The organism is Mesorhizobium sp. M7A.F.Ca.CA.004.06.1.1, assembly GCF_003999135.1.
Lineage (GTDB): Bacteria > Pseudomonadota > Alphaproteobacteria > Rhizobiales > Rhizobiaceae > Mesorhizobium.
Window position 1 is genome coordinate 1 of sequence record NZ_RZPQ01000194.1, and the last position, 8,529, is coordinate 8,529.

Here is an 8,529-nt window from a genome sequence, read left to right on the forward strand (position 1 = left end):
GCTTGTATGTTCCCTTTACGTTCTTGTCTGCGCCTGATAGCCTGACCCGTCGGCGGCATTGAAGCGTCCCGGCACATCGATGATGGTGGCGGCTGTCTTGTCTTTCCCTTGCGAATCCGGTCTCTCGCGCTGATGGAATTCTCTCCCCAACAGGACGACGCGCTGAAGGCGGTCGCCCAATGGCTGAAGACCGGCCAGCCGCAGCTGTTCCGGCTGTTCGGCTATGCCGGCACCGGCAAGACGACGCTGGCGCGGTATTTCGCCGAACATGTCGACGGCCAGGTGCAGTTCGCCGCCTTCACCGGCAAGGCGGCGCAGGTGCTGCGCTCCAAGGGCGCGGTCAATGCGCGCACCATTCATTCGCTGATCTATCGGCCGAAGGGCGAGGAATCGGTATCGGACGAGGTCACCGGCAAGACCTCGATGTCGCCGACCTTCTCGCTTAACCGCCAGAGCCCGATTACGCGGGCGAAACTGGTCGTCATCGACGAATGCTCGATGGTCGACGAGCAGCTCGGCCGCGACCTGATGAGTTTCGGCACGCCGATCCTGGTGCTGGGCGACCCCGGCCAGCTGCCGCCGATCTCGGGTGGCGGCTTCTTCACCGACCACGAGCCGGATTTTTTGCTGACCGAAATCCACCGGCAGGCGCGCGACAACCCGATCCTGCGGCTGGCGCTCGATGTGCGCGAGGGCCGTGAATTCATGCGTGGCGACTATGGCACGGCGCAGGTGATCGGCAAGGAAGACGTTACCCAGGAGCTGGTGCTGAAGGCGGACCAGGTGCTGGTCGGCACCAACCGCACGCGTCGCCGCTACAATCAGCGGCTGCGCGAGCTCAAGGGCTTCAACGCCGATTATCCGCAGGCCGGCGACAAGCTCGTCTGCCTGCGCAACGATCCGGCCAAGGGCCTGCTCAACGGCTCGCTGTGGAAGGTGATGACCTCGTCGCGCGAGACGGTGAAGCCCGGCATCAACCTTCTGGTGTCGCCGGAAGAGGACGATCCGGATCGCGGCGTCGCCAAGATCAAGCTGCTCAAGGCGGCGTTCGAGGATCCCGATGCCGACATCCCGTGGCAGCAGAAGAAGCGCTTCGACGATTTCGACTATGGCTACGCGCTGACCGTGCACAAGGCGCAGGGCTCGCAGTGGAACGAGATCGTGCTGTTCGATGAAAGCTGGGCCTTCAAGGAAACCCGCCAGCGATGGCTCTACACCGCCATCACGCGGGCGGCCGAGCGGCTGACGATCGTCAGGTAGGGGCGCCGGATGCTGTTGCTCCGATAGGCTGCGCGGCAAGCCATTGCCAGGCGGCGGCCTCGTCCTCCGCCTTGAAGTGCCTGATTTCAACGGGCGGGGAGGACGGCAGAAAGCGTTGTGCGTCCGCTATCCAGTCCGGTTCGCCGATGGTTGCGCAACGGCCGACATGTTTCAATGCATGGATCGCGCCCTGCTTCAGGGTCTCGTCCGCGATGTCGGCCCAGTCGACGCCATCGTGGTCGACGAGGCGCACCAGCACATCGATGCGCGGATGCAGGGCATAGGCTGCCTCCAGCAGCCCGAAAAGATTTTCACCGTCGGCCGCGGAAACGTGCCCGACGACATCGATGGCGAAAAGGTCGTCGCGGCTGGTCTCGATACGGCGAATTGCCGGAACCTCATCGAGAAAATTCATCGGCGCTTTCCTTTCCCGGCTCGTTCATCAGGCTTGGAACACCCGAAACCCCCAGTCTGTTCCCACCAAAGGCATTACTGTTCCCGTCAAAGGCATTATAGGTGGGCGCGTTGAATGATTTCCGAGACCGCCCGCATGCCTGCAAAGCTCTCCGTCAACCTCAATGCCATCGCCATGCTGCGCAACCGGCGCGCCCTGCCGTGGCCAAGCGTGACCGGCCTCGGCCGCATTGCGCTGGCGGCCGGGGCGCATGGGCTGACGGTGCATCCGCGCCCCGACGAGCGGCACACAAGACACTCCGATCTGCCTGAGATCCGGTCGCTGATCGACGACGAGTTTCCGCGCGCGGAATTCAACATAGAGGGCTATCCGACCGAGGATTTCCTGTTGCTTGTGGAAAAGCATCAGCCTGAACAGGTGACTTTGGTGCCGGACGATCCGGCCCAGGCGACATCGGACCATGGCTGGAACTTCGCCACCCAGGCCGCGTTCCTTACACCGATCGTCAAACGCTTGAAAAAAGGGGGCTTTCGCGTGTCGCTGTTTTCCGACCCTGATCCCGATTGGGTGGCGGCCGCACGTGACACCGGTGCCGATCGCATCGAGCTCTATACTGGTCCATATGGCAGCTATCACACAGATTCCGCCAAAGCGGCCAAAGAGCTGGAAAGATTGGGAAAAACCGCTGACGCGGCGCTTGCCGCCGGGCTGCAGGTCAATGCCGGGCACGATCTCGTGGTTGGCAATCTGCCGGCGCTGGTCAAGCGCATTCCGGCATTGGCCGAAGTGTCGATCGGACATGGGTTGACAGCCGACGCGTTGGAGTATGGCATGGCCGGCACGGTGGGTCGGTTCCTCAAGGCCTGCGGATGGTAGCGATGGGCAGCCTGGCGCGGCAGGCATGGCAGCCATTACGCGACGGCACTTGATATTGCATCGCAGCAAGCGTAGAGCACCGCGCGCTTATCGGAGTGTCGTCCATGGCCCTTACCAACACTGGTAGTGAGGCAGAACCCGTCGAACAATCGAGCCATTCGGAAGTCGAACAGCACAGCACCAAGGTTCTGATGCTGGGCGCGCTCGGTGTCGTCTATGGGGATATCGGCACCAGCCCGATCTACGCCTTTCGCGAGGCGCTGGTGGCGTCCTCGGGCGGCAATGTCGCCCAGCGCGGCGATATTCTCGGCGTGCTGTCGCTGATCATCTGGTCGCTGACGATCATCGTCACCATCAAATACATCATGTTCGTGCTGCGCGCCGACAACCGCGGCGAGGGCGGCGTGCTGTCGCTGATGGCGCTGGCGCGCGGCAGTTTCCCCAAGCGTTCAGCATTGATGCTCGCTATCGGCATCGTCGGGGCATCGCTTTTCTTCGGTGACGCCGTCATCACACCGGCGATTTCGGTGCTGTCGGCGGTCGAGGGCATGAATGTCGTCACGCCGACCTTCCAGCCCTATGTCGTGCCGCTGACATTGGTCATCCTTGCCATGGTGTTCGCGGTGCAGCGCTTTGGCACGGGCGGGGTGGGATTGGTGTTCGGCCCGGTGACCGCGGTATGGTTCCTGGCCATCGGCCTTTCCGGCCTCAACCACATCATCGCCGATCCGGAAATCCTGTGGGCGGTGAGCCCGCACTATATCGTCGCCTTCCTGATCAATTCGCCCGATGTCGCCTTCGTGACCATCGGCGCCATCTTTCTCGCCGTGACCGGCGCCGAAGCGCTCTATGCCGATCTCGGCCATTTCGGCCGCAAGCCGATCGTGCTGGCCTGGCTGGCGATCGTGTTTCCCTGCCTGCTGCTCAATTATGCCGGGCAGGGTGCCTTCGTGCTGGCCAAGAATGGCGTCGTCGGCCATCCGTTCTTCGAGATGAACGAAGGCTGGACGCTGATCCCGATGGTCGTGCTGGCGACCGCCGCCACGGTCATCGCCAGCCAGGCGGTGATATCAGGCGCGTTCTCGCTGACCAGGCAGGCGGTGCAGCTCAACATGCTGCCGCGGCTCGAAATCCTGCACACGTCGGAGAAACAGTCCGGCCAGATCTACATGCCGCGCGTCAATCTTCTGCTGGCGCTGGTGGTGATGATGCTGGTGGTCGGCTTCGGCGAGTCCAGCAGGCTGGCGTCGGCCTACGGTATTTCGGTGACCGGCAACATGCTGGTGACGACGGTGCTGCTCTATGTCGTCATGACGCGCATCTGGAAATGGCGGCTGTGGGTGGCAATCTCGCTTACGGCGCTGTTCGGCTTCATCGATGTCGGCTTCTTTGCCTCCAACATCGTCAAGGTGTTCGAGGGCGGCTGGGCCTCGCTGGCCGTGGCCTTCACCGTCGTGCTGGCCATGTGGACCTGGGTGCGCGGCAGCCGCTATCTGTTCGACAAGACCCGCCGCAACGAGATCCCGCTCGATTTCCTTGCCGGCAATTTGTTGAAGAAGAAGCCGCAGCTGGTCTCCGGCACCGCCGTCTTCCTCACCAGCGATCCGCTAAGCGCGCCAACCGCGCTGATGCACAGCCTGAAGCACTACAAGGTGCTGCATGAGCAGAACGTCATCCTTTCGGTGGTGACCGCGCCGCAGCCGGTGGTGCCCGACAGCGACCGGGTCAAGATGGAGACGGTCAACGAGCTGTTCATGCGGGTGACGCTGACCTTCGGCTACATGGAGCAGCCCAACATCCCGCGCGCACTGGCGATCTGCCGCAAGCAGGGCTGGAAGTTCGACATCATGACGACCTCGTTCTTCCTGTCGCGGCGTTCGCTCAAGGCCTCGCCCAATTCCGGCATGCCGGTGTGGCAGGACCGGCTGTTCATCGGCCTGGCCCGCACTGCGGCCGACGCGACGGAGTACTTTCAGATCCCGACCGGGCGCGTGGTGGAGATCGGCACGCAGGTGGCGATCTAGGGGCATGCCGGATCGGCGAATGGACTGTGCCTCACGGCACAGTCCATGTCACTCCGCTTCAACCGGCCAGGGCGACCTTGTTCGCCTCGAGGAATTGCTTCAACGTCTTTGGCGTCCTGCCCGAAAGCGACTCGATTGCGTCGGTCACCATGGCGATACGGCCGGCGCGCGTGTTGGCGTCGAAGGACACGATGACCTCAGCGAAATCCTCGGGAACGCCTGATGCCTTCACGCCTTCGGTCAAGGCTTCATCCGAAACCTGGACGACATCGAGCGGCTTGCCGGTGACCTCGCTTACCAGGGCGGCAATCTCAGCCGTGGTGTAGGCCTGCGGGCCGGTCAAGGTGTAGGTCTTGCTTTCGTTCGAAACGGCAGCGAGACCGGCGGCGATCGCTGCTGCCATGTCGTCGCGCGCACCAGGCGCAACGCGGCCCTCGCCGGCGGACGTGTACCATTTTCCCGAAGCGATCGCGTGCGGCAGGGCCATGAACAGGTTCTCCTGGTACCAGCCGTTGCGGAAGATCGTGTAGGGGATGCCGCTCGCTTTGATCGCCTGCTCGGTGCCGTAGTGATCATTGGCAAACAGCACCGGCGAAACCGGTTCCGGGTTGGGCATCGAGGTGTAGAGAAGGTGGGAAACACCGGCCTTTTTAGCGGCGGCAACCGCGTTCTGGTGCTGCCTCAGGCGCTTGCCGTGTAGCAGGTCGATCTCGCCGGTCGAGATGATCAGCACCCTGTCGGCGCCCTTGAAAGCAGCCTCCAACGATAGTGTGTCGTCGAAGTCAGCCGCCCTTGTGATGACGCCTCGCGCCGCCAACTCGGCAAGGTTTTCCGGATTGCGGGTGGTGGCGATGATCCGGCCCGCGGGGACCTTGAACGTGTCCAGCAGGTGGTTGATGACGCTGCGGCCGAGCTGGCCGGAAGCGCCGGTGACGAGAAGGGTTTGGGTCATGGAAGATCCTGACATTGCGCCGCTAAGGCGGTTCGAGGGGCAGTCTCAAAAAGAGACCAGCACTAAAATAGGAATTGACCCAGAGCCGTAAAGAAGGCAGTTTTTCGGGAGGTAGGCACGCGCAGGGAACCAGCGGTGGACAGCAAGATCGTCAATCTGAGATCGAAGTTGGAGGTCTACAAGGCGGTCTCCGGCGGCGGCAACTTCGCCAATTGTCCGGTCCGCGAGGTCATCCAGGGCGTGAGCGGCAAATGGAGCTCGCTGCTGATGATGGCTTTGGCCGAGCAGCCCTATCGCTTCGGCGAGTTGCGGCGGCTGGTGCCGGACATTTCACAGCGCATGCTGACGCAGACGCTCTACGATTTGCAGCGCGACGGCTATGTGCATCGCGAGGTGTTCCCGACCAAGCCGCCGAGCGTCGAGTACAGCCTGACCGATCTCGGGCATTCGATGTTCGGCGCCTTGCATCAGCTGATCCTGTGGGCCGAGCTCAATCATGATGCGGTGCGCGGCGCACGCGCCGATTTTGACGCCGCCCAAGGCTGACCAGCGGCGCAAAGCCGTTGGTGACGGCTTGATTTCGTCCCGCCGCTGAAGGATTGTCCCGGCCAATCCGGCTTTGGGGGCACTGGCATTTCCTATGATATCGCAATTGCAGGCGCCGGGCCGGCGGGACTGGCCGTGGCGCTCTATCTCAGGCGTGCCGGGCATCGGGTCACCGTGTTCGAGCGCTTCGATGAGCCGAAGCCGGTCGGCTCCGGGCTGATTCTTCAGCCGACAGGGCTGACGGTACTGGCCGGTCTTGGCCTGCTCGACGACATACTGGCGCTGGGCAGCCGCATAGACCGCCTGCATGGCGCCGATGCTTCCACTGGCCGCACGGTGCTCGATGTCCGCTACGATGCGCAACGCGGTGGCCGCTTCGGGCTGGCGGTGCACCGGGCGGCTTTGTTCGGTGTGCTTTTCCGCGCCGCGCAGAGCGAGGCGATCGCCATCGAGACCGGCGTCGAGATCGAGGCCCTGGAGACCGGCGAACGGGCGACGCTGATCTGTGGCAACGGGCGGAGGGCAGGGCCATTCGATCTGGTCGTCGACGCCAGCGGTTCGCGCTCGAAACTGCGCCGCGAAAGCGCTCCAGGCGAGCCGCGGCCACTCACCTATGGTGCGTTCTGGGCCTCGCTCGGCTGGCGTGGCGATGGTTTCGACGAGCACGCGCTGCTGCAACGCTACGACAAAGCGAGCGTGATGATCGGCGTGCTGCCGATCGGCCGACCGGAGCCGGGCGCTGAAAAGATGGCGGCCTTCTTCTGGAGCCTGAAGCCGTCGGATGCCGATGAGGTGCGCGTTCGCGGCCTGAACGCCTGGAAGGAAAGGGTGGTCCGGCTGTGGCCGCAGAGCGAGGCGTTCACCAGCCAGATCGACAGTTTCGACCAGCTCTCGCTGGCCCGCTACGGCCACCACACGATGAAGCTTCCGGCCGGTAGGCGATTGGCCGTCATCGGCGATGCGGCGCATTCCACCAGTCCGCAACTCGGGCAAGGGGCGAACATGGCGCTGCTCGATGCCGCGGCGCTCAGCAATGCGCTGGCGCGGGCGTCAAACGTCGAGGCAGCGCTGGAGGCCTATGCGAGGGCGCGGCGCTGGCATGTCCGCGTCTTCCAGGCGCTGTCGCTGGCATTCACGCCGTTCTACCAGTCGGATTCGGTGGCGCTGCCCTTCCTCCGCGACAGGCTGGTGGCGACGGTGGCAAAAATCCCGCCGGCGCCGCAATTCCTCGCCTCGATGGTGGCGGGAACCGTGATCGATCCGTTCAGGCGGATTGGACTTGAGGAAACGCGGTGGGATTTCGGACAAAATCCGGATCATGATACGACCGCATCCTAGAGTTTTTCGCATCAGACCGATCCGCATGAACGCTGTCATGTCCATAGTCCGAAAATCGCTAGGCCTGATGCAGGTCGTTGCATCTGTCCTGGCCACGTCGGTCGTGGCGCCGCCCTTGCCGACGGCGCAAGCTCAGACGCCGGGCCAAGCCGGTCAGCAGACTCCAGCAGGCAGTGAAGAGGCGCTGAAAGTTCGGATCGATGCGGCCTACAAGCTGATGATGGAGGTCGGGCGCTTCGACGATGGTTATGCGCAGTTGCGGGCAGCGCTGCTCGATGCGGCCAGGAGCGACCTCTACGAGTTCACCGTGGAGAGCTACTCGAACGCCGGCGCGACGTTCCTCAACAACCAGATCCTCGACAACGCCGAGGAGATTTTCGCCGAAGGCCTGAAAACCAGGGCGATGCAGCAGGATGTCGCGAAGCGTGCCGATTTCTATCTCAATTACGCAATGCTGAAACAGGCCGAGAAAGACTATCAGGGCTTCGTTTCCATGTGCGCTACGGCAACCAATCTCTACGCCCACTACCAAGGCACGGAATCCCTGGAACTCATGTATGCCAACGATGTGCTGGCGACAGGGATCGCTGCATTCGGTCAAATCGCTGCGGCGATCAACGTTGACCAGCGCAATCTGGAGATTGCGGAGCGGGTGCTTGGCCAGGACGATCGCTTCACCTGGAAGCTGCAGAACAATCTGGCCGACATGCTGCGTCAGATCGGGGCACCGACACGCGCCTTACAGTACGACCTGAATGTGCTCGAGAAACGTATCGGCTACTACGGGCCAAATCACTTCAACGTTCTGGTTAGCGCCAACAACACGGCTCAGGACTATCTCGACCTCGCCAAGTACGACGAGGCCTTGCGCTATTTCCAGCAGGACCGGGATATCGCTGTCCTCCTCAAGCAGGAAGGCAATCTGATTGAGCAGGCCGATGCCTGGCTGCTTTACACCAGGGCTCTTTCCGGTGCACAGCCGCTCGACGCGCCGACGCTCGCACGCTTGCTGCCGCTGACCAACGACGCGAGTTATCCCGAGATATTGGCAATCAAGATCGCCAACCTGCTCGCCGCGCATTTCGCCGCGATGGGCGATACCGAAAACAGCATGAACC

Annotated in this window: 8 protein-coding genes; 6 read left to right on the forward strand and 2 right to left on the reverse strand. The window is 62.8% G+C overall.

Annotation, left to right across the window (positions count from 1 at the left end; genetic code table 11):
• Positions 1-132: 132 nt before the first annotated feature.
• Positions 133-1,260 (forward strand): ATP-dependent RecD-like DNA helicase, encoded by a 1,128-nt coding sequence (locus EN906_RS14085; protein ID WP_027034850.1) that lies wholly within the window; start codon positions 133-135, stop codon positions 1,258-1,260.
• Here EN906_RS14085 and EN906_RS14090 read toward each other — a convergent pair.
• The gene (locus EN906_RS14090; RefSeq protein ID WP_127271116.1) at positions 1,253-1,675 is read right to left on the reverse strand and encodes an STAS/SEC14 domain-containing protein; all 423 of its coding nucleotides are present in this window, start codon (positions 1,673-1,675) and stop codon (positions 1,253-1,255) included. The genes EN906_RS14085 and EN906_RS14090 overlap by 8 nt on opposite strands.
• 135 nt (positions 1,676-1,810) lie before the next feature.
• On the opposite strand from EN906_RS14090, the gene EN906_RS14095 reads away from it, so the two are divergent.
• Positions 1,811-2,551, forward strand: a complete 741-nt coding sequence (locus EN906_RS14095; RefSeq protein ID WP_127375223.1) for a pyridoxine 5'-phosphate synthase — start codon at positions 1,811-1,813, stop codon at positions 2,549-2,551.
• A gap of 104 nt (positions 2,552-2,655) precedes the next feature.
• Positions 2,656-4,575: a potassium transporter Kup gene (locus EN906_RS14100; protein WP_127272417.1), complete on the forward strand. Its 1,920-nt coding sequence runs from the start codon at positions 2,656-2,658 to the stop codon at positions 4,573-4,575.
• A 58-nt stretch (positions 4,576-4,633) separates the two neighbouring features.
• On the opposite strand, the gene EN906_RS14105 is transcribed toward EN906_RS14100, so the two are convergent.
• A complete protein-coding gene (locus EN906_RS14105) occupies positions 4,634-5,527 on the reverse strand; it encodes an SDR family oxidoreductase (protein ID WP_127269396.1) in 894 nt (297 codons plus the stop codon).
• A 135-nt stretch (positions 5,528-5,662) separates the two neighbouring features.
• Here EN906_RS14105 and EN906_RS14110 point away from each other — a divergent pair, with 135 nt between their 5' ends.
• The 3 genes from EN906_RS14110 to EN906_RS14120 form a co-directional block, all read left to right on the forward strand.
• On the forward strand, positions 5,663-6,073 hold the full coding sequence (locus tag EN906_RS14110) for a helix-turn-helix domain-containing protein (RefSeq protein ID WP_127269397.1): 411 nt from the start codon (positions 5,663-5,665) through the stop codon (positions 6,071-6,073).
• Positions 6,074-6,208: 135 nt separating this feature from the next.
• Positions 6,209-7,411 carry an NAD(P)/FAD-dependent oxidoreductase gene (locus EN906_RS14115; protein ID WP_236382982.1) on the forward strand — a complete coding sequence of 401 codons (1,203 nt, stop codon included), beginning with the start codon at positions 6,209-6,211 and terminating at the stop codon, positions 7,409-7,411.
• A 37-nt stretch (positions 7,412-7,448) separates the two neighbouring features.
• A partial coding sequence (locus EN906_RS14120; protein WP_164777170.1) for a tetratricopeptide repeat protein occupies positions 7,449-8,529 on the forward strand: 1,081 nt, incomplete at its 3' end.

Bases quoted from the DNA above. Each gene is read 5' to 3' on its own strand.
- EN906_RS14085 (WP_027034850.1), top strand. From the start codon at position 133: ATGGAATTCTCTCCCCAACAGGACGACGCGCTGAAGGCGGTCGCCCAA.
- EN906_RS14090 (WP_127271116.1), bottom strand. From the start codon at position 1,675: ATGAATTTTCTCGATGAGGTTCCGGCAATTCGCCGTATCGAGACCAGC.
- EN906_RS14095 (WP_127375223.1), top strand. From the start codon at position 1,811: ATGCCTGCAAAGCTCTCCGTCAACCTCAATGCCATCGCCATGCTGCGC.
- EN906_RS14100 (WP_127272417.1), top strand. From the start codon at position 2,656: ATGGCCCTTACCAACACTGGTAGTGAGGCAGAACCCGTCGAACAATCG.
- EN906_RS14105 (WP_127269396.1), bottom strand. From the start codon at position 5,527: ATGACCCAAACCCTTCTCGTCACCGGCGCTTCCGGCCAGCTCGGCCGC.